We start from the raw sequence: 19481 nt of genomic DNA, 5'->3' as shown, positions 1-19481 counted from the left end.
GATCTGTGAGAACCTTACAGAATGGATGCCAAAAGTCCGCACACGGTTTCCTCGTTCATTTCGGCAGGCGTCAGCTGGATAATCGCCGCATTTAAACCCACTTCTGCAATATGCGGTATATCGGATTCCCTGACCCCGAGCTGATGAAGACGCACGGGCATTTTCATACTTTCCATCAAACGCTCAACCGCGTCCGCAAATTCATCGATTCCCGAATAGCCGAGGTAACGCATGAGCTTCTCCATTTTTTCCTTTGCCTGTTTGTAGCAGAGACGTATAAACGCGGGCAACGTTATGGAGCAGGCAGTCCCATGGTTGGCCCCGAATTCCGTCGTGAGCGGGAAACTCAGCGCATGAATGCCGGTGGTCCTTGTCTGACTGAACGAGACCCCCGCAGTCAGGCTCGCCAGAATCATTGACGCGCGCGCTTCCTTGTCGGACGGCGTGTCATAAGCTTTTTTGATGTTTTTCAGAACCAGTTCCAGCGCGCCCAGCGACAGCATGTCGCATAAAGGCTGCGACTCTTTGTTCCAGTAAGCTTCTATCGCATGGCAGAACGCGTCCATTCCGGTGGAGGCAGTGACGGCGGGCGGAAGGGTATAGGTGAGTTCGGGATCGATCATTGCGCAGTCCGCCCAGAAGCAGTCGTTTACCATCGGCATTTTGATTCCGGCCCTCTGATTGGTAAACACGCCGACGTTTGTAACTTCACTTCCTGTCCCCGCTGTTGTGGGTATCAGGACCAGCTGTGCTTTCCTTGATTCAAGCGCACGGTTTCCGCCGGCGTAATAATCGTAGATACTTCCCGGATTGGTCACTAGGCAGGAAACAATTTTGGAAACATCCATTGCGCTTCCGCCGCCCAGCCCGATCACGCAGCCTGCCTGAATTTCCCGAGCGGCACGCGCCGCTTTATCCACACTTTCACAGGATGGGTTTGGCTCGATTTCACTGAAATACACAGTGTTTTTTTCAGTCATAGCATCGCCCAGCGTTTTCGCCACGCCGGACTTATAAAGGAACGGATCACAAATCAGGAGGACGCTGTTCCCTTTCACATATTGGTTTAATTCTTTTGTTATGCCGTTTCCAAACCGGATATTAACCGGCATATAAAAACTGAATTGTTCTTTCATTTTTCTTTTACTCCTTCCGTCACGGTATTTTGCTGAAATTGGCTTTTTTTCTTTTGCTCCAGAAGAATTCCCAGGGCTCCGAGAAGAACTACCGCCATACCGGCATATTGCATCGGTACCAGCCTTTCGCCGAAAGCCATATAGGAGACCAGTGCCGCAACAACCGGCATCAGCAGCAGAAAGACCTTTACGATCCATACGGGAAAACGTCTGAGGTTATAATAGTAAACGACATAAATCAGGGATTGGCCGACAGCGCAGATCAGCAGTATCAAAATAACAGATACATTCCCGCCGATTTTTGCAAGCTGCCGGAAATCCCCGGTAAACAGCGCAGACAGCGCGAAGAGCGCCATAGTGATAAAATTGTTATAGAACGCAACCACATTATCGCTTACCGCGCTTACTTTGCTGGTCTGCACGCTTTTGATCAGGAAAGCATTGATAGATACGAACAGGGCGCTGAGAATAAAAAAAACATTGCCCGTATCGCCCAAATGGAAGCTGGAAAAATCGATCCCCATTACCAGAAAAACCCCAAAAAGCATTACCATGGAACAGGCCCAGTCCGCGCGGGTGAATCTGTATTTATAAATCAGCACCGAAATGATATTTACAAACAGAACATCACATTTCAAAAGCGCGGTACCGCTGCCCGCCGGAGAAACCGAGAGACCGATAAAGGCGGTCAGGTCCAGAAGATAACCGAACCCCCCTATCAGAAACAGCCTTTTGGTCACCCCTTTTGTGTGGAACAGGTCCGTAAACTTTCCATCGGCCAGCATGATGGCCGCAAGAATCATCATCGTGATAAAACGAACTGCGATCCCTACCGAAAAAACCGACAAAACCCTGACAGCTCTTTGGGTCGCGACATAGTAAACGCCCCAGATGACTGAAAGCAAAAGCAACGATGTTACAGATTTTAGTTTCATGATTTTTCTCCTCAAAATTTTATCGATTTCGATATAATTCAGCAGGCATGAGGAAAATTTTGTACTTCCCTCAAACTTCTTCCTGCGCCACCTGGTATTCGTTCTCCATGATCATCATAGCGGCTCCGACCGCACCGATATTATCCTGCGCCTTGATGCATTTGACACTGAAATTTTCAATAAGCGCAGAGGGCACGCTGTCCTGAATCACACCATAGACCATATTGGAAAAGACCTCTCCGCCCATTCCGCTTTTGCTCGCAATAATCACCTGCTTGGGATTAATGGCCGCCAGCGCCATCGCAAGGCTTTCTCCTAAATAAACGGCTGTCTCCTTCATCAGATCGACGGAATCGGGATTTCCCTGCAATGCGGACTCTACAAACATGCTCATAGAAAAGCGGTCCATGTCGCCCTGAACCATCTCTTTGATATCGGCAAAATATCCGCATTCCATCCGTTCGATGATTTTGGTCTTTATCGCTTTGAAGGAAGCCTCCGTATCCAAACATCCTTTTTTGCCGCAGGAGCAATAACGGTAACCGTTTACCAGCCGGACATGGCCAATTTCACCCGCTGTCCCATTATTGCCGGAATACAGCTTATTGCCAATGATCATACCCATCCTGAGACCGTATTTCATGGAGAGCAGGACAAAATCGTCTGCTCTTTCCCCATACTCCATCCAGCGGTAGGCTATCGTCATGGTGTTGATGTTGTTTTCAATGATGACCTTATAGCCGAATTTTTCTTCAATCATCCATTGAATGGGGATGTTCCTCCATCCGTTGATATATGCGTACTCCACCCCGAGTCCTTTTTCCTTGTTCACATAGCCCGGCAGTCCGAGACCGATTCCCAGGACCCTGGACTTATCTTCCCCCACGAAGTCCAGCGCACGGCGAATAGCGGCTTCAATCTTTTCAAGGATGCTCTCCGGCGTATCCGTTGAATAAAGCCTGTCATTTACAGAAAAAATCACCTGAAAGGCAAAGTCCACCACCACACAGTTCAGGCTGTCCGCATTGAACTCCACGCCAATGAAATATTGCCCATCCGGACAGATATGCAGCCATGTGGGCCTGCGGCCCACCCGGACAGAATCGCAGTCTTCCTCCACGAGCAGTTTTTTTTCAATTAAGTCATTGATGGTATTCAGCACAGTCGTCATACTGTAGCCGGTCCTTTTTTTAACTTCATGCCTTGAGATCATTTCGTTGTACCGGACCGTACTGATTATTTTATTTCTTTTCAGGTCTTTTCTGCTCTCAACGATTCCCTGTTCCATGGTACTGCCTCTCTTTGCTTTTTTCATAATTATAAATTAATTATGATGAATTTTGAATAGGTCCGCAAAGAATTTCTTCCATTAGGTGATTTTCTAGCGCTAAGCCCACCTAAAACCTTTCAAAACCATCTTTTTACCACCACTTGATCTGATCGGTGATATACTGCCGCTTTGCGATAAAATCCGGGCTGGCGACATTCCTCGGCCTGGGAAGATCGATCACGGTTTCTTCTTTAATGTGTGTGGGCTTATTGGAGAGGATCAGACAGCGTTCCGCCATATAGACCGCCTCTTCAATATTGTGCGTAATAAAGATGATGGTTGTTTTCTCCTTCTGCCAGAGCTTGATCAGCTCATCCTCCAGCTTAAAGCGAAGCTCGATATCAAGCTGACCGTAGGGCTCATCCATCAGCAGCAGTTCCGGATGCACGGCAAACGCCCTTGCGATAACCACTCTTTGCAGCATACTGGCGGAAAGCTGTTTTGGATAGTAGTCGCGGAATTTAGTCAGTCCGACCATTTCCATCACCTCTTCCGCCCGCTTTTTTTGGTCTTCCTCAGGTACCTTTTTAATATTCAGGCCAAACCGGACGTTTTGTTCCACAGTCAGCCACGGCATTGTGGAATACTCTTGAAAAATATAAGCGATGTTGTGCTTTTTCAGGTTCACCGGTTCGCCGTCAATATAAATTTCACCCGCGGTAAGCTCATTCAGCTTGGTCAGGCTGTTGAGAAAGGTTGTTTTGCCGCAGCCAGTCGGCCCGACAATGCATAAAAACTCTCCTTTTTTCACTTCAAAGGATATATCGTCCAGGACAAGCAAATCACCGAACTTTTTTGTAATGTGGTCTGCCTTTACTTTGATTCTGTCTTCAGCCACTTGAACTCCCCCTTCCGTTTAAAGTGTCTTGTCCACTATATTGGTGATTTCTTCTCTAAGACGTAAAAATTCAGGGTCCACATAGTCTCTCGGACGTTTCATGGTGATATTGTATTCACACTTTACACTCGCGGGGCAGTTTGTGAGCACGACAATGCGATCAGCCAAATACAGGGCCTCTTCAATATTGTTTGTAACAAAAATCGCGGTCCTTTTTTCCGATTCCCAGATACGGACAAGCTCTTCCTGCATCAGGTACCTTGTCTGAGCATCCAGATGGCCGAACGGCTCGTCCATCAGCATCACAACCGGTTCGTTGCAGTACGCCCGGGCAATGCCGACGCGCTGCTGCATCCCTCCTGAAAGTTTGACCGGATAGGAGTTTTCAAATCCTTCCAGGCCGACTAGCTTAATATAATGGGCCGTCCTTCTTTCTCTCTCCGCTTTTGATATTCCTCTTACCTTCGGCCCGAACTCCACATTCCCTTTGACGGTGAGCCAGGGAAACAGCGCCGTCGTCTGGTAAACCACTCCGCGTTCGGGGTCCGGTTTGTTTACTTCCTTATTATTGACGGTTATTTTTCCGGAAGTAGCGGGCTCAAGTCCCGCAATCAGGTTCAGCAGAGTAGTTTTACCGCACTGGCCGGGGCCAAACAGAACGAGAAATTCATTTTCCTTCACCTTCAGTGAAAAGTTATCGGCGACCTTAAGGGTTCCCCGTTCCGTTGTAAACTCCTTCGTGACGTTTTCGCAGTCGATAATAAAATTATCCTTTATACTCCCCTGTTGTTCCATGCACATAGCCTGGCCTCCGCTTCTCTCATAATAATGGCAAGGATAAATCCTACAATACCGATCGCAAGGATACCCACCAGAATCTGCGTTGTGTCATTCGTTTGCATTCCGCCGAAAATCAGCCAGCCGACTCCCTCGGAGGAACGAACCATTTCAGCCGCCACAACCGTTGCCCAGCTGCTGGAAAGCGCAATCTGCAGGCCGGCAAAAATGTACGGAACGGAAAAAGGAATTACAATCTTGGTAAAGAGCTGCCGGTTGTTGGCACCCAACATTTTAGCGGCACCAACCAGAACCAGATCAACCGCTTTCGCTCCCGCGTATGCGTTTTGAGTGACATTCGTGAATGCCGCCAAAAAGATCAGGAAAAATTTTGTCATTTCACCGATTCCGAACCACAGAATGGAAAGCGGAATCCAGGCGATCGGAGGAATCGGGCGGATGACCTCAAAAATCGGACGGAAAACCGCCTCGATCGTCCGGTTCCAGCCCATTCCCATTCCTAAGGCGACTCCCGCAACACAGGCCACCACATAAGCAAGCATCACGCGTTCCAGACTCCAGAAAATATGTCCGATCAGCGTATACTGACCAATGTTGGAATAGCAGTCCTTGATAAAATCCTGAAACACCACAACCGGTGTCGGAAGAAGCTTTCCGACTGCCGTACAGGCCGCGCCGTACTGCCATAACAGGATAAACAGCAGGATAGACACCGTTCCGGCCATGACCTTCGTCACATTTTTCGATTTGAGTCTTTTTCCCATTACTGTTCTCCTCCTTTCAGCACAATCTTTTCAATTACGGAAAGCAGCTGCCCAAGCAGGGCGCCGATCGCGCCGATGGAGATCATCCCGACGATAATAACGTCCGGGCGGGATAGCCCTCTGCACTGCTGAATCATAAATCCGAGCCCTTTTGTAGACGCAAGCAGTTCGGCGGCTACCAGGGCTGTCCATGCGGATCCAAGAGCAACTCTGCACGCAGTCATAACCATGGGCATTGCTGTAGGAATCGCGATCTTAAAAAGCAGCTGCATGTTGGAGGCACCAAACGTCTGCCCTACCCACAAATGAACTGCTCTTGTCCGTTTGATTCCCGAATAAGCATTCACAATACACGGAACCAAAGCGGAAAGAAAAATGACCGCAGCCTTGGAGGCAATCCCGATCCCGAGAAAGATGATCATGAGAGGGATCCAGGCGATACCGGGAACAGGTCTCAACAGGTCGAACAGCGGACGGAAAAACATGTCGATCTTTTCGCTCCATCCCATCAGTATACCTAGCGGAATACCGATAAAAAGCCCGAGGAAGTAGCCCAGCAGGGCAACCTGAAGACTTGCTCCGATATGCTGCGGAAGGGTGGCGCCATCAGGGTTAACATCATACATTTTAATAAAGAAGGTTCTGACAACCTTAAGCGGACTTGGAAAAATAGAAGAGGGAAACATTTTTAATATATCTGTGACAAGATACCACACGAATATAACGATAAATACGGATAACACAGACAGCAGCAGGTATTTGGCTCCGTTCTTCTTGTTTTTCATTTTGCACCTCGTTTCTTTATCCGTTAAAATACACTTACTGCGCAGTGCCGATCTTTACGCCAAACGCTTCCTCAATAACCGACGCATCAAAGTTTTTGGGGACATTGGGAAGAAGGTCTTTTTCAATTTTTCCTGCTTCGGCAAAGAAATTTGCCAGCAGCATGTAGCTGTCGCCCAAGGTATAGCCGGACTGCTCGTAGTCCTCCTTTGTGATATAATCGCGCACGGAGATTTCATCGTCCATCATTTCGTCCGTATATACCAGACCGTTATCTTTGAAGAACTTCATCGAGAAGGTATGTCTTTCATCTTTATCCTTCGCAAGTGCTTCGCAGGCTTTTTCGTAAACCTGAATAAATTTCACAACATCCGCTTTTCTGTCTTTGAGAACGCTTTTCCGAACGAGAATGCCGTCCTTCATTTTCATGCCGGAGGCCTGTTCAAACGAAATGGCCCTTACCGCTCCGGCGGCTTCCGCCTGGAAGGAGAACGGAGGAGGAACGGAGATCGCGTCGCCCTCACCGGTCTTGAACGCCTGGAGTGCCTGAGCAAATTCCATGGAAACCTGCTGGATATCCGTTTCTTTAAGGCCGAATTTCTGCGCGTAGTTTATCGTAACATACTGAGACACGGTTCCCAGAGACCCGAGCACTTTGATTCCCTTAACCGTATCCTTGGAACCCAGAACGTCCGGATTACCCTGCAGCTGACCTTTTATCTTAGCGATCGGGCTGTCCTTTCTTACATAAAGTCCCATACCGCCCGCCGTATTCGACTCATACACCAGCGTACTGATATCGTTTGCCATGGAAAACACCGCCGCGGTTCCCGCAACACCGATGTCAAGCTGCCCCGCAGAAAGAGATTCGTTCATCGGCGTACCATTCTGAAACATAACAAACTTAACATTCAGCCCCGCGTCTTTAAACCAGCCCTTTTCATACGCATACTGAGCGGGCACGTTTACGGTAAACGGCATCATTCCAACATTCAGTACCTCTCCGTTCGTTGCTGTTCCGCTTGCGTTCGCGGCGGTGCCTGCGTCTGAAGAGGGGGTATTCGCCTGACATCCCGCAAAAGAGCTGAGTAACAGTGCAGTTGATAAAATCGCCGAAACAATCCTTTTCATTAACAATTCCTCCTTGATTTTAATTGAGAAACTTAAAACTCCCCGATGCTCCAAATAAAACGCCGATAATCCGATATACACTTCCTTCCCGATTTTATTATGTTTCAACAGGTTCTTTTCAAACAGCAGAATCCCCCAAGTTATCTGCTATTCTGCTGAAATTCACACCTTGTCGACACATTAATTTATCGTTTTCGATTATATTTTATCATTATTATGTGGAATGTCAATATATTATTTTAATAAATTTAAATTTATTGTCGAATTTAATTAACAATTTTAATATTTTTTGACTTTAATATTATTTTTTCGATATTTTAATCGTCTGTTATTCCGGGCTTCAGCAAAAGACTTGGAGCAAGATAAAGGACCGGCAGGAAGAATTTCTCTCCCTGTCGGTCCTTTATCTAGTTGGGTCTATTCCTCAGCAATTGCAAAAACACTTAGCCGTCTGTTGTCCTGACAGTTTCGCCAGCACAATGCCCAGAAGATTGTTGTTATCAGAAACAGCGGCCGCGGAGCGGCCTGGTACCAAATAGGCTCAATCGTCTGAATTCAAAATTAAAGTCTGCCGATCTTCCGGCGGCAGACCCGATGTAACCGTGTGCGGTTAGCGCCGTTTATTTTTTCTTTTCCAGTCCGAGTTCCTTCAGCAGAGGAGAGAAATCATCGCGCATTTTGTCCAGATCGGTTTTCAGTTCATCGCCGGTTTCATACTTCAGATAATTGTAATCGCCGGTCTTCTGTACAATCTTAATAAATTCAGGGTCTTCCATGGTCTGTTTAAAAGCGTCATGAATTTTCTGAACAATGTCGTCCGGCAAACCGGCCGGTCCGCTGATTCCTTTGTTGACCTGTACGACCACATCGTAGCCGCATTCCTTGGCGGTTGGGACATCCGGGTAATCAACAAGCTTCTCATCGCTGAAAATTGCCAGCATGCGCAGCTTGCCGCCTTTGAGCTGCTCGCTGATTTCCGTGGGATGAAGCACGCTGGCGTCGATGTGATTGCCAAGCAGTGAAGTGGTCGCTTCGGAAGTACCGCCGCCGAACGGGATTTCATTGGTTTTGATTCCCGCCGTTTTGGTAAATCTCTGCCATGCCATATGATTGGTTCCGCCGGGCACGCCCGCCCCGGCTTTCAGCTTTCCGGGATTTTCCTTGCAGTAATTCACCAGGTCCTCAAGGGTCTTCCACTGGGAATCCGCGTTCACAACTATTGCCATAGGAAGAGATTCAATGCCGATAATATGTTTTACATCCTTGACCGGATCATAAGGGGCTCCCTGCACGATGGGAGTCGTGGTAAAGTTTCCGGAAGAGGTGATCAGCAAAGTATATCCGTCCGGCTTGGATTTCAGAACATAATCCGTCCCGATCGTGCCGCTTCCGCCCGGTCTGTTTTCCACCATAACGGTCGCGCCGATATACTTGTTCACCACAGAGGCAAGCGCGCGGCCGAGAACGTCCGACGAGCCGCCCGCCGCGAACTGGTTGATAAGGGTAATCGTCTTTTTCGGGTAATCGCTGTTTTCTGTCGTTTTGGAATCCGCCGCGGTGCTGTTTACCCCGCCGCCGGACTGGGATTTAGGCTGGCTCTGGCAGCCGCCTAAAAGCGGAGTCGCCATCAGAGCAACCGCAAGCAAACCACAGACTGCCTTTTTAATAGATAACATTTTTCAATTCCTCCCTAATCTTCTACTATGAAATCCGGCCGTAAGGCGGCCTTTCCGCCTCATACGCCCGAATACATCGCCTTATGAAACGACGGGCCGGATCAGTCCTCAGAAATAGAAACCTTATATTTCTTCTTCACCTGTCCGACTATGACCCAAATAAGCACAGCCAGGCAAACCAGATACATGGAGCCGGCGATCGGCCGCATAAAGAGAGAAGCAAAATCGCCGCCCGCAACCAGTAGCGACTGGCGCAGACCCTTTTCAAATACGTTGCCAAGAACAAATCCGACAATAATGGGAGCCGGTGAGATATTCACAATCTTCAGAATGTAGCCGATCACACCGAAAATCATCAGAATCAGAAGATCAAAGGTACTGTTGTTTACGCTGTATGTACCAATCATCATAACGGCGACAACAATCGGCATCAGAATCTCCGGTCTGACCTTGGTGAGAGACGCGAACACTCCGACCAGAGGAAGGTTCAGAATCAGAAGCATAACATTGCCGATATACATGCTGGCTACAATCAGCCAGAACAGGTCGGCATGCCCGCTGATAAACGTAGGTCCGGGTGCCACACCCTGCAGCATAAAGCCGCTGAGCAGAACAGCCGTAGCGGGCGCGAACGGAATTCCGAGCGCCAGCAGGGGAATCATCGTGCCGGAAGCGGCGGCGTTGTTGGCGGATTCGGGACCTGCTACGCCTTCGATCGCGCCGTGTCCGAACTCTTCTTTGTGCTTGGAGAAATTTTTCTCCATCTTATAAGAAACCAGCGAGGAAACAACCGCGGCGGGGCCGGGTATCAGGCCGATCGGGAAACCGATCGCGGTACCGCGCAGAATGGGAGCGACCGACCGTTTCAGTTCTTTTTTTGTGGGGTAGAGATCCCTGAATTTCACCTTGATGAGTTCCCCGACCTTGTAGGGCTCTACCGCGACGGAGAACACTTCCGCCATACCGAAAAGGCCCATAATGACCGGAAGCATCTCAATTCCTTTGGACAGGTCCAGGATATCGAAGGACAGACGGTTGATTCCGGATATCGGATCGATTCCAATCGTCGTGATAATCATGCCCAGAATAAACATTCCGAGGGAAACCAGAAACGACCCCCCGGTCAAATTGCTGAGCAGGAGCATTCCGAGTACGGCAATCGAGAGATATTCCTGAGGTCCGAAGGAAAGGGCAAAATTTCCAAGCGGCGGAGCAAAGATCATCAGCAGGACAACCCCCACCGTGCCCGCAATGAACGAACCGATGGCCGAAACGGCAAGGGCGGCTCCCGCGCGTCCTTTCTTTGCCATTTCGTGTCCGTCAATTGCCGTGACCATTGAGGCGGATTCCCCCGGTACGTTCAGCAGAATAGAAGTGGTGGAGCCGCCGTACATAGAGCCGTAAAAGATTCCCGAAAGCAGAATCAGGCTCGTACTGGTATCCAGCCCGAAGCTAAACGGCAGTAAAAGCGCCGTCGCTCCAACAGGGCCGATTCCCGGCAATACCCCGACGACGGTTCCCACGAACACGCCGGCAAAACAGGCGATCAGATTCTGAATCGTAAGCGCCGACATAAATCCGGTACCTAATTGGTTCAATATATCCATATTTATCAACTCTTCTCCATAAAAGCTCTTGAGCCATTATTTAAATGAAACTAATTAACCCCTGCGGCAGCGGCACCTGCAGTACCATTGCAAACAGACAGTAAAAGAAAGCGGATGTAGCCAGACCCAAAACAGTGGATTTCCACCACTTTTTAAGTCCTGATATTTTGGACAACAACAGAACCAGAATAAAAACGGAAATCAGTGAACCGAGAAAATCGAACATGGGCAGGAACGCAAAGCAGACAAGCACATAGAGTCCCAGCCGGATCAGGCTGGTCTTATCCTCGTCGTTCTCTTCCTTCTTTTCCAGCTTCTGCCGGAAGGCCTGTACGGTCAGACAGGACGACAGAACCGTACCGACCACCCCCAGAAAAACGGGGACGAAGCCCGGACCCGGAGTGTAGAAATCGCCCACCTCAAGCTGCATGCACAGGAGCGTATAAACAATACAGAAAACGTTAAAAGCAACAAAGAATATGCGTTTTGACAAGGTCATCATATTCACCTCTTTTATAGACGACTTCGGATTTCTTGCTCAGGCATTTTGCCATTTCGGATGCCGGTAGACCTCAGGGTTGCATACGTTTGGCCACTTCTCCCCTCTCAGAACAGCAAGCGTCCCTTCCACGGCCATCAAAACCGTTTTTTCCGTCGTTTCCTGCGTCTGGGCCGCCATATGCGGCGTAAGAATCACGTTGGGCAGCTTCATGAGCGGATGGTCGGGCTTCATCGGTTCGTCCACCAGCACATCCAGTCCGGCGCCGGCTATCTCATGATTCGTCAGGGCTTCGATCATATCCGGCTCGTTGACGATGTCGCCCCGCGCACAGTTCAGGAAGAATGCGGTCTTTTTCATCGCTGCAAACTGTTTTCTGGCGAACATTCCGCGTGTGGCGGGCAGGGACGGCATATGGATGGATACGAAATCACCCTGTCCGACCGCCTCGGGCATATCGCAAGAGTAAGAATAATTCAGCGCGGCCACATCTTCCTTTTTGATGTACGGATCATAGACACAGACCTTCATCCCTACAGCGCTGCACAGCCGGGCAGCTTCCCGGCCGATATTTCCGAAGCCCAAAACCGTTATGGTCTTTCCGGCCAGCTCTACCGCGGCGTATTTACTGCGTATTGAGAAATTTCCTTTCCGTGTTTCTTCCACACTTTCAAGCAGATTTTTGCTGAGGGCAAAAATGAGAGCCAGAGTGTGCTCCGCCACCGCATGGAAATTCGCGGCAGGGCAAATCACAACGGGAATCCCTCGTTCGGTGGCCGCGGCAATATCCACGGAATCCACTCCCACTCCCGGGCGGGTAATCACCTTGAGCTTCGGGCAGGCCTCGATCGCTTTCCGATCGATCTTGCCGATCCTTAAAATATAACCGTCCGCCTGTTTCAGCTGTTCAATGATTTCGTCGCTGTTTCCGTTGTCGGGAACAATCAGGTTTGCTTTTCCGGCAAGGGCATCCATGCCGGGCTGGTAGAGTGCGTGCGACAATACAACGGTATCCAAAGCCTTAACACCCCTTTCCGGAACGGTCACAGATTTTTCTTGAATTCTTCGTATTTCCGATTGATTTCTTCTGTCTTATCGATAATCTTCTGTTCCTCTTGCGGAAGGATGGAGTCCTGCGGCAAGATTACCCGCTTATCGGTAAATCCAAGCTGCGACAGTGCGAATTTATTGGCGGAGGTGGCATTTTTGGTCATGCCGAGAATTTCAGAGGTTTCGCGCAGCAATTCATCATATTTCATCGTCAGATCGATATTTTTGGAACGGCCCGCCTCGTATGCCTTCACAAACAGTTCGGTAAACAGCGGCGCGATGGAGGGGACGAATCCGTCCGCACCCAGCAGCATACTCGGCATTGCGTAAGCTGTCGTACCCTGAAGCATGGCAAAATCCTTGTCCTTAAAATAATCCAGACATTTCATAAATTCTTTAAAATCGCCCGAGCTGTCCTTCAGCCCAACCACATGGTCGATCTGGGAGATACGGATAATGGTGTCAGCCGACAGCTTTAAACCCGTAAACATTGGAATGTTATAGATCATCAAATCGATCGACGTTTCCTTCGCTATCTTTTCAAAATGGCGCACCGTTTCATCCTGAGAAGTATGGCGGGCATAAAAAATCGAAGTGACCACCGCGCATGTTCCGCCCATTTGTTCAAGGCTCTTGATGTTATCGATCACGCGGCGGGTGCTGGTATCCATCACGCCCGCCATGACCGGGACTCTCCCGTTCGTCCGTTTCAGCACAACATCGATGGCATGGTCCCTTTCCTTCTGTGTAAGGGCCATTGTTTCCCCGTTGCTTCCGGCCACAAACAGCCCGTGCAGGCCGCCGTCAATACAGTGGTCAATCAGTCTGCCGAAGCCTTCCTCATCAACGTTTTCCTTTTCGTCCACCGGCGTAATGATCGGCGGAATGACACCGTAATACTTCTTATTCATCGATTTACTCCTCCATTGTTTTGAATCTCTGTTTTATGACAGCCATTTAAAGGGCCGGCCCTTTCCCAGTCAGCCGTACGGCGTATTCGATTGCGTTGATCAGGCTCGACTCGCTCGCGGTCCCCTTGCCCGCCTGATCGAAAGCCGTTCCGTGGTCCACAGAGGTCCGGATAATCGGCAGTCCAAGGGTGATATTCACCCCTCTGACGGATTTCCATTTCCCGGCGTCCCGGTCGTAAACAAAGCCCAGAACCTTCAGAGGGATATGCCCCTGGTCATGGTACATCACCACCACCATGTCGTACCATCCGCCCCGTGCCTTCGAAAACACCGTGTCCGGCGGAAGGGGCCCGTCGGCATTGATCCCTTCTGAAACGGCCTGACGGATCGCCGGCAGAATTTCTTCTGTTTCCTCGCTGCCAAACATCCCGTTTTCCCCGGCGTGGGGATTCAGACCGGCTACGGCGATCCGCGGCTTTTCGATCCCGAATTTCCGGCAGGCGCTGTCAGCCAGCCGGATCACATGGTAAACCCGGTCCTTTTTCACCCGATTGCAGGCGGTGCGCAGCGACACATGAGTGGACACGTGTGCGACGCGCAAATCGCCGTCCGCCAGCATCATGGCGTAATCCCGGGTACCCGTAAGCTCCGCGTAAATTTCCGTATGCCCGGAATAGTGGAAGCCCGCAAGGTTCATGGCTTCCTTGTTCAGAGGGTTGGTAACGGTCGCGTCCACCTCATGGGACAGGGCGAGCTCAATGACCTTTTTGACGCACTCGAACGCCGCACCGCCCGACAAAGCGGAAACCTTGCCGTATTCCAGCTTTTCTGTTTGCACATTATGTAAATCGTAAACGTCCATCGTACCGAATTGGAAACGGGAATCCGCCACCCTCGAAACAGGATGGACGTCGATTTGTCCGGTACCGACGATCCCGACCGCTTTTTTCATCACTTCGGCGTCCCCGATGACAACGGGGCGGCAGATGCCGTATACTTTTTCATTCATAAGGGCTTTTACCGTTATTTCCGGCCCGATTCCGGACGGGTCGCCCATGGTAATTCCCAAAATCGGAAGGCTGCTCATTTTTCTCCGTCCTTTCGCATTACAGCACCTGCCGATAGATGTTTCTGATATCGTCAAGACTGAGTTTTTTTCGGTTATTGTTCAGTAAGCGGGTGACCTGACTGCCCGCTGCTACCAAAAACTCAAGGTCCTCTGCCGGAACCCCAAAGCTGCCGAGTGTTTTCGGAATTTCCGTAAACCTGCAGATCTCTTCGATCAGATCAATGAGATGCCTTGCCTTCCGGGTTTCCGTTTCTCCCGGAAAGTCCGGCTCCACGGCCTCACAGATATCCGCCAGCCGGTCTGCGCAGTCCAGAAGGTTACAGTTCATGACCGGGGCAAGCAGGATGGCGTTGGACACGCCGTGTGCGATATGATACGTTCCCCCCAGCGGATAGGACAGCGCGTGAACCGCCGTTGTACCGGAGGAGGTGATCGCCACTCCCCCATAGAACGCCCCGACCAGCATATTGGCTTTTGCTTCGCTGTCGTCCGGGTCCGAATAGGCTCTGCGGATACTGCCGAAAATCAGCCTCGCGCCTTCCAGTGCAAACGCGTCGCTGAACCGGTTCGCCTTGTTGGAGGTGTAGCATTCCACACAATGCGCCAAGGCATCGATGCCGCTGGACGCAATGATTTTTCGGGGCAGCTTCGCAATCAGATCGGGATCGAGAATTACATAGTCGGGAATCATCCCGTCATTTACAATGCCGACCTTCAGTTTTTCCTCGGGTACCGCTACGATGGCATTGCAGGTCGCTTCCGAACCCGTCCCGCAGGTCGTCGGCACCATGACCGTCCGGATTTTTTTTACTGCGAGCGATGGATCCTTTACCAGATCGCCGACCCGGTATTCAGAGCCTTTCAGCATGGACACCAGCTTTGCCGCGTCCATTGTGCTTCCGCCGCCCACCGCGATAATCAGGTCGCAGTGCATGTCCTGTGTCTCATCAATCACCTTCTGCACGTCATCTACGCTCGGTTCCGGGACCAGATCATCGATGACCCGGTATTTTACCCCGCACTGATCCAGAACCTTCAGGGCAAAATCCGTCACTCCGGAATCGCGGACTCCTTTGTCAGTAAAAACCAGAACCTCCTTCGCGTTCTCCGCAGCGACCATCTCCGAAAGCTTATGTACGCTGCCCACCCCTCCATATACGCAGGACGGCATTTTCATTTTGTAATTAACCACCGTAAAGTCTCCTTTCACTTTCATTCCGGTTATCGTCAAGGTAATTAACAACCTGGATCAGGGCATCTCCGTTTCCAAACCCGCCGGATTTCGTGATAATCACCATTCCGTCGGCTTCTCCTCCTACCATCCGTCCAACCGGAATTCCCGCCGCAATCTCATCACACAGCTCGATCCCTTTTGAACGGAACGCCCTGCATATCTGCAAGGAGGTATCTCCCCCTGTCGACACCACCGCACAAAGCCGAATCTTCCGGTATATTTTTTCCACCGTTTCCCCCAGCGCCGCGGCAATATTGACCGCCTCAGGATCTTTGTTTTCCGGTTTTGGCTTTTCCTGTGTTTCAGAAAACAGGCTGCTTACCGCCAGAAGAATCAGTTTATGGCCTTCCTGCACCGTCTGCAGGATTTGATCCGTACATCTTGTAATTTCCTCGCTGTATGACCGGCCTCCGTTTTCAACCTTGGAGACATCAATTTTGACGATCGGTGTCAAAAAAGCTTCTGAAATCTGCTGAAGCTGAACAGCGGTCTCTTTCCTTCTGGAACCGGCAACTACAAGAACCGCATTTTCGGATTTTTCACTCGTAACAAGTTCTTTCTGGAATCTTTTTTCGTTGCCGAGCTGTTTTGCGAAGCCGGCGCTTCCGCAAAAAATCATTTTTCTGTCGATCGGTTTGGCAGCGTTTTTGATCGTTTCCAATTCCAAATCGGAAGTAGCGTCCGCAATAAAAATCTGAAAGCCTTCTTTTTGTTTCCGTTTCATCAGCTGTTTTAAACTTTCCGGGCCCTTCCCGATTTCCTCCAAGGAAAGCTTGAAAGTGGAACGTTTCGATCCTTCCCTGAAAATCTTTTCCACATTGATCCGGTCATCCTGCGTTACCATGATTCCATTGACAAGCTGCCTGCCGTTTTCAGGAAAGCTCGGCACAACAAGCGCCGTTTCGGCCCCCAGCGCGTCCATCACTGCGTCCAGTTCCGCCGCGGGGTTCCCCCGGAGCAGGGAATCGATTTTTTTATAGACGTATTCCGTGGGGATTTCGCTGATCTGTCTGGCAAGATTGTAAACGCGTCTGTACGCTTCCTCCGGAGGCAGCTGCCGACTGTTTACATTAATGGAAAGGGCGTCATAGCAATCGCAGCATTGCAGATATTCGCTCTGCACATCGCTGTATTCCGTTTGAACCATTGTGGAAAATCCGTTTTTCTGAAACTGTACACCGGTATCATTGGCGCCGGTTAAATCATCCGCAATAATGATAATCATATTTCATCAATCCTTTTTGCTTTCAGTACCCTATTGACTTCTGAATTTCGTAAAAAGTCGAATTTCAATTTGTTGCTGACCCGTATATTCCTCCCATCATCAACTATTTCATTTTGAAACAAATTATTCTATACCATTCACTTTCTGTTTCAAATTATAGTATAATATATTTTAAATTGCAATAGATTTTCATAAATAATGATAAAAAATCCAGACGCAAGTTTCAAATTGCATCTGGATTTTTTGTAAAGGTAGAAACGCTAACTTAAATTTGTTCCATTTTTACTAGTCTCTTCGTTTCATTCATTTTTCATACGTCTCCAGATCGTAGTGCGGCTTACCCCAAGCCGGTTGGACACGCGTGTTAGATTTCCATCCTCTTCATTCATCACATTCCGGATGATACCCTGTATCTGTTCATCCAAAGTTTTATCCGATACATTCTTGTGTACGGGCTGCAAATCGGTCTCCGCTTTCAACACTTCGGAGACGCTTTCCGCACTGATATAAGGCTCTTCGGCTTCCATGACCAGCTTGAAAACAATACGCTGCAGTTGGTCAAGATTGGTTACCCAATGGAAATCCGTCAGAAGCTTCAATCCCCCATCGTCAACGGCAACAATTTGTTTTCCGTACTGGGAATTGGCAAGATTAATATAATTGCTCGTCAGGTCCCTCATATCCCCGCTTCTTTCCCGCAAGCTGGGAAGATGGATCCGGTATTCGCCGACCCGCTTGCCAAGCTCTTCCAACAAAGTACCGGCTGCCATCATCGTCTCCGGGGATTCACATACAGACGTTAAAAGCAAATGCGTACGGGTAAAATCCGGAGCAGCCAGCATTTCCAGCAAAACCCTCTGGTTCTGAAGGCTTAGCGCCTGGAGCTGCTTCAGATAAAGTGTTGAGGAAGGGTCCGAATCAATGAGGGCACGGCTGTTTTTCAGGCTGTCGCTGTCCGCGATTTCCCCGTCGATGGTAATAAAGGGATGCTGACGGTTAACGCTCATGGAATGAATCATTTTTGCAAGAGCATCTTTCCCCGTTCCGATTTCTCCGGTAATAAGGATCGGAACGCAAAGCTTGCTGAATTTTTGTACTTCATCATAGGTTTCCCTGAGATAAGTACTGCTTCTGCCAAATACCGTGATGGAAAAATCCGCGGTATTCTGGACGCTTTCGGCAGTGATCCCTTTCAACACCGATTTCTGATCGATACATTTTGAAAGGTAAAACACAGCATACGGATGATTGCCGCCGGCATAGATCCTCGTCCCGGTTTCCTTCCAGTAATGGCCGCCCAAATCCAGCAGCGCCTGCTGTTCTCCGGAGCTCAGCACGATTTTTGAGTATTCAGCCAGTTCAGCCGCCATTTTTTCGGTATCTTCTTCCGGCAGCTTCTGATACACTATATTGCCCGTACAATCGAAGACAGCGCAGTACTGGGGAATTTGGCGGAGCGTTTCCATAAGAAGCTCCGCTTTCAGGCTGTATTTCTGGATATACTCATAGATCTTCAAAGCATCGTTGAAAGCTTTTTTAACGCTTTCCTCACCGGATGTCAATAAAATTGCGTTAAAGCTCATTTCCTTGGCTTTTTCCACCGTAATGGTGTCACCCACAATAACCAGGTAATCTCTCCGCCGCAGTTCGGACAGCAATCCCGGCAGTTCTCTGGAATTGTCAATTGTAAAGATATCGATTTCGCTTCTCAGAAGGGTTTTGATCGCCTGAGCGCCTTCCGTAATGCTGTGGTATCCCACTATGGCCGCTTTGCCGGAAAAGTTATGTGTAAGCGCTATTACACGCATATAATCGTAACCTGAAATATCAATACTGATAACCGGAACGGAAACCGCTTCCTGTATCATTTCGGCCGTACCGCCTCTGGAGATAATCATTTGATATCCGTCCTGCTGCGCACGCGCAGCCGCCTCTACGCCCTGATCAAGGTTGCCGACCTCCGTCCTGATATCAAACATCGGATACTGTCTGGCTATATTGAAAGTCAATTCACCGAGTCCTTCATAAGGAACTACAATAAATACTTTTATTTTCGGCATTCACCTTCATCCTTTCCTATTGCTATATTCCAATTGTGCAAGCCGTCGTTTTGTAGTTACATTATAACACAGGCTTATGCGTTATCAAGTAATATTGATTAAATTTGTAACAGTTCTTGAAGGCTTTTTCGATCTGAAAGCTAAGTGCTTTCTATTATGTACAGTTTTAGTGCCGTTCTCAGGGCGGAATAGTGAGAGGTATTGTTGAGGAGCGCGCCATTGAGATCGGAGAGTACTAATTAAGAACAGAACCACCGTGCGCGGCGCTGCGAAAAAATCTGGCGGCAGCAAAAGTAGCGTACATACGGTTATAAATTAAGTGAACGGTTTTCGAGCGTGGTGAAATAGTCCCATCGCAAACGTCTGAACAGCACACAAAGAAAAAGCCAGGGATTCCTGTGCTCTCCGTTAAACGAGAGCTGGAATCCCTGGCTT

General features: G+C 49.3%; 17 protein-coding genes. All 17 read right to left on the bottom strand.

What is annotated here, in order from left to right:
* Positions 1-14: 14 nt before the first annotated feature.
* On the bottom strand, positions 15-1136 hold the full coding sequence (locus LY85_RS15320) for an iron-containing alcohol dehydrogenase family protein (protein WP_141827340.1): 1122 nt from the start codon (positions 1134-1136) through the stop codon (positions 15-17).
* Entirely contained in the window at positions 1133-2071 is a 939-nt protein-coding gene (locus LY85_RS15315) for a DMT family transporter (protein WP_141827339.1), read from the bottom strand. The genes LY85_RS15320 and LY85_RS15315 overlap by 4 nt, the downstream gene beginning before the upstream one ends.
* Positions 2072-2141: 70 nt before the next feature.
* Entirely contained in the window at positions 2142-3359 is a 1218-nt protein-coding gene (locus tag LY85_RS15310; protein ID WP_185741241.1) for an ROK family protein, read from the bottom strand.
* A gap of 133 nt (positions 3360-3492) precedes the next feature.
* The gene (locus LY85_RS15305) at positions 3493-4239 is read right to left on the bottom strand and encodes an ABC transporter ATP-binding protein (RefSeq protein ID WP_141827337.1); all 747 of its coding nucleotides are present in this window, start codon (positions 4237-4239) and stop codon (positions 3493-3495) included.
* Positions 4240-4257: 18 nt separating this feature from the next.
* A complete protein-coding gene (locus LY85_RS15300) occupies positions 4258-5034 on the bottom strand; it encodes an ABC transporter ATP-binding protein (RefSeq protein ID WP_141828154.1) in 777 nt (258 codons plus the stop codon).
* Positions 5013-5801: an ABC transporter permease gene (locus tag LY85_RS15295; protein ID WP_141827336.1), complete on the bottom strand. Its 789-nt coding sequence runs from the start codon at positions 5799-5801 to the stop codon at positions 5013-5015. Before LY85_RS15295 ends, LY85_RS15300 begins: the two co-directional genes overlap by 22 nt.
* Positions 5801-6586, bottom strand: coding sequence for an ABC transporter permease (locus LY85_RS15290; RefSeq protein ID WP_141827335.1), 786 nt, complete (start codon positions 6584-6586; stop codon positions 5801-5803). Before LY85_RS15290 ends, LY85_RS15295 begins: the two co-directional genes overlap by 1 nt.
* Positions 6587-6620: 34 nt before the next feature.
* Entirely contained in the window at positions 6621-7715 is a 1095-nt protein-coding gene (locus LY85_RS15285; RefSeq protein ID WP_141827334.1) for an ABC transporter substrate-binding protein, read from the bottom strand.
* A gap of 620 nt (positions 7716-8335) precedes the next feature.
* On the bottom strand, positions 8336-9391 hold the full coding sequence (locus LY85_RS15280; RefSeq protein ID WP_141827333.1) for a tripartite tricarboxylate transporter substrate binding protein: 1056 nt from the start codon (positions 9389-9391) through the stop codon (positions 8336-8338).
* A gap of 101 nt (positions 9392-9492) precedes the next feature.
* Positions 9493-10998: a tripartite tricarboxylate transporter permease gene (locus LY85_RS15275; protein WP_038322823.1), complete on the bottom strand. Its 1506-nt coding sequence runs from the start codon at positions 10996-10998 to the stop codon at positions 9493-9495.
* A 40-nt stretch (positions 10999-11038) separates the two neighbouring features.
* Positions 11039-11500, bottom strand: coding sequence for a tripartite tricarboxylate transporter TctB family protein (locus LY85_RS15270; protein ID WP_141827332.1), 462 nt, complete (start codon positions 11498-11500; stop codon positions 11039-11041).
* 36 nt (positions 11501-11536) lie between these two features.
* Positions 11537-12514 carry a hydroxyacid dehydrogenase gene (locus LY85_RS15265; RefSeq protein WP_141827331.1) on the bottom strand — a complete coding sequence of 326 codons (978 nt, stop codon included), beginning with the start codon at positions 12512-12514 and terminating at the stop codon, positions 11537-11539.
* Positions 12515-12540: 26 nt separating this feature from the next.
* Entirely contained in the window at positions 12541-13458 is a 918-nt protein-coding gene (locus LY85_RS15260; protein WP_141827330.1) for a dihydrodipicolinate synthase family protein, read from the bottom strand.
* Between the two features lie 46 nt (positions 13459-13504).
* Entirely contained in the window at positions 13505-14545 is a 1041-nt protein-coding gene (gene pdxA, locus LY85_RS15255) for a 4-hydroxythreonine-4-phosphate dehydrogenase PdxA (protein ID WP_185741240.1), read from the bottom strand.
* Positions 14546-14564: 19 nt separating this feature from the next.
* A complete protein-coding gene (locus tag LY85_RS15250; protein WP_347562443.1) occupies positions 14565-15719 on the bottom strand; it encodes an iron-containing alcohol dehydrogenase in 1155 nt (384 codons plus the stop codon).
* On the bottom strand, positions 15712-16986 hold the full coding sequence (locus tag LY85_RS15245) for a four-carbon acid sugar kinase family protein (RefSeq protein WP_141827328.1): 1275 nt from the start codon (positions 16984-16986) through the stop codon (positions 15712-15714). Before LY85_RS15245 ends, LY85_RS15250 begins: the two co-directional genes overlap by 8 nt.
* Positions 16987-17285: 299 nt before the next feature.
* Positions 17286-19046 (bottom strand): sigma-54-dependent transcriptional regulator, encoded by a 1761-nt coding sequence (locus LY85_RS15240; protein WP_141827327.1) that lies wholly within the window; start codon positions 19044-19046, stop codon positions 17286-17288.
* Positions 19047-19481 lie beyond the last annotated feature (435 nt).

It is taken from the genome of Clostridium sp. KNHs216 (genome assembly GCF_006714885.1).
Taxonomy (GTDB): Bacteria; Bacillota; Clostridia; order Oscillospirales; family Acutalibacteraceae; genus Caproiciproducens.
Note: the sequence above shows the minus strand (reverse complement) of the source record. Positions and strands in the feature narration are given on the sequence as shown.

What these genes read in the sequence shown, in the direction of transcription:
- LY85_RS15295 (WP_141827336.1), bottom strand. Translation starts at nt 5,801, where the DNA reads ATGGGAAAAAGACTCAAATCGAAAAATGTGACGAAGGTCATGGCCGGA.
- LY85_RS15240 (WP_141827327.1), bottom strand. Translation starts at nt 19,046, where the DNA reads ATGCCGAAAATAAAAGTATTTATTGTAGTTCCTTATGAAGGACTCGGT.
- LY85_RS15280 (WP_141827333.1), bottom strand. Translation starts at nt 9,391, where the DNA reads ATGTTATCTATTAAAAAGGCAGTCTGTGGTTTGCTTGCGGTTGCTCTG.
- LY85_RS15285 (WP_141827334.1), bottom strand. Translation starts at nt 7,715, where the DNA reads ATGAAAAGGATTGTTTCGGCGATTTTATCAACTGCACTGTTACTCAGC.
- LY85_RS15310 (WP_185741241.1), bottom strand. Translation starts at nt 3,359, where the DNA reads ATGGAACAGGGAATCGTTGAGAGCAGAAAAGACCTGAAAAGAAATAAA.
- LY85_RS15275 (WP_038322823.1), bottom strand. Translation starts at nt 10,998, where the DNA reads ATGGATATATTGAACCAATTAGGTACCGGATTTATGTCGGCGCTTACG.
- pdxA (WP_185741240.1), bottom strand. Translation starts at nt 14,545, where the DNA reads ATGAGCAGCCTTCCGATTTTGGGAATTACCATGGGCGACCCGTCCGGA.
- LY85_RS15315 (WP_141827339.1), bottom strand. Translation starts at nt 2,071, where the DNA reads ATGAAACTAAAATCTGTAACATCGTTGCTTTTGCTTTCAGTCATCTGG.
- LY85_RS15300 (WP_141828154.1), bottom strand. Translation starts at nt 5,034, where the DNA reads ATGGAACAACAGGGGAGTATAAAGGATAATTTTATTATCGACTGCGAA.
- LY85_RS15290 (WP_141827335.1), bottom strand. Translation starts at nt 6,586, where the DNA reads ATGAAAAACAAGAAGAACGGAGCCAAATACCTGCTGCTGTCTGTGTTA.
- LY85_RS15260 (WP_141827330.1), bottom strand. Translation starts at nt 13,458, where the DNA reads ATGAATAAGAAGTATTACGGTGTCATTCCGCCGATCATTACGCCGGTG.
- LY85_RS15320 (WP_141827340.1), bottom strand. Translation starts at nt 1,136, where the DNA reads ATGAAAGAACAATTCAGTTTTTATATGCCGGTTAATATCCGGTTTGGA.
- LY85_RS15245 (WP_141827328.1), bottom strand. Translation starts at nt 16,986, where the DNA reads ATGATTATCATTATTGCGGATGATTTAACCGGCGCCAATGATACCGGT.
- LY85_RS15270 (WP_141827332.1), bottom strand. Translation starts at nt 11,500, where the DNA reads ATGATGACCTTGTCAAAACGCATATTCTTTGTTGCTTTTAACGTTTTC.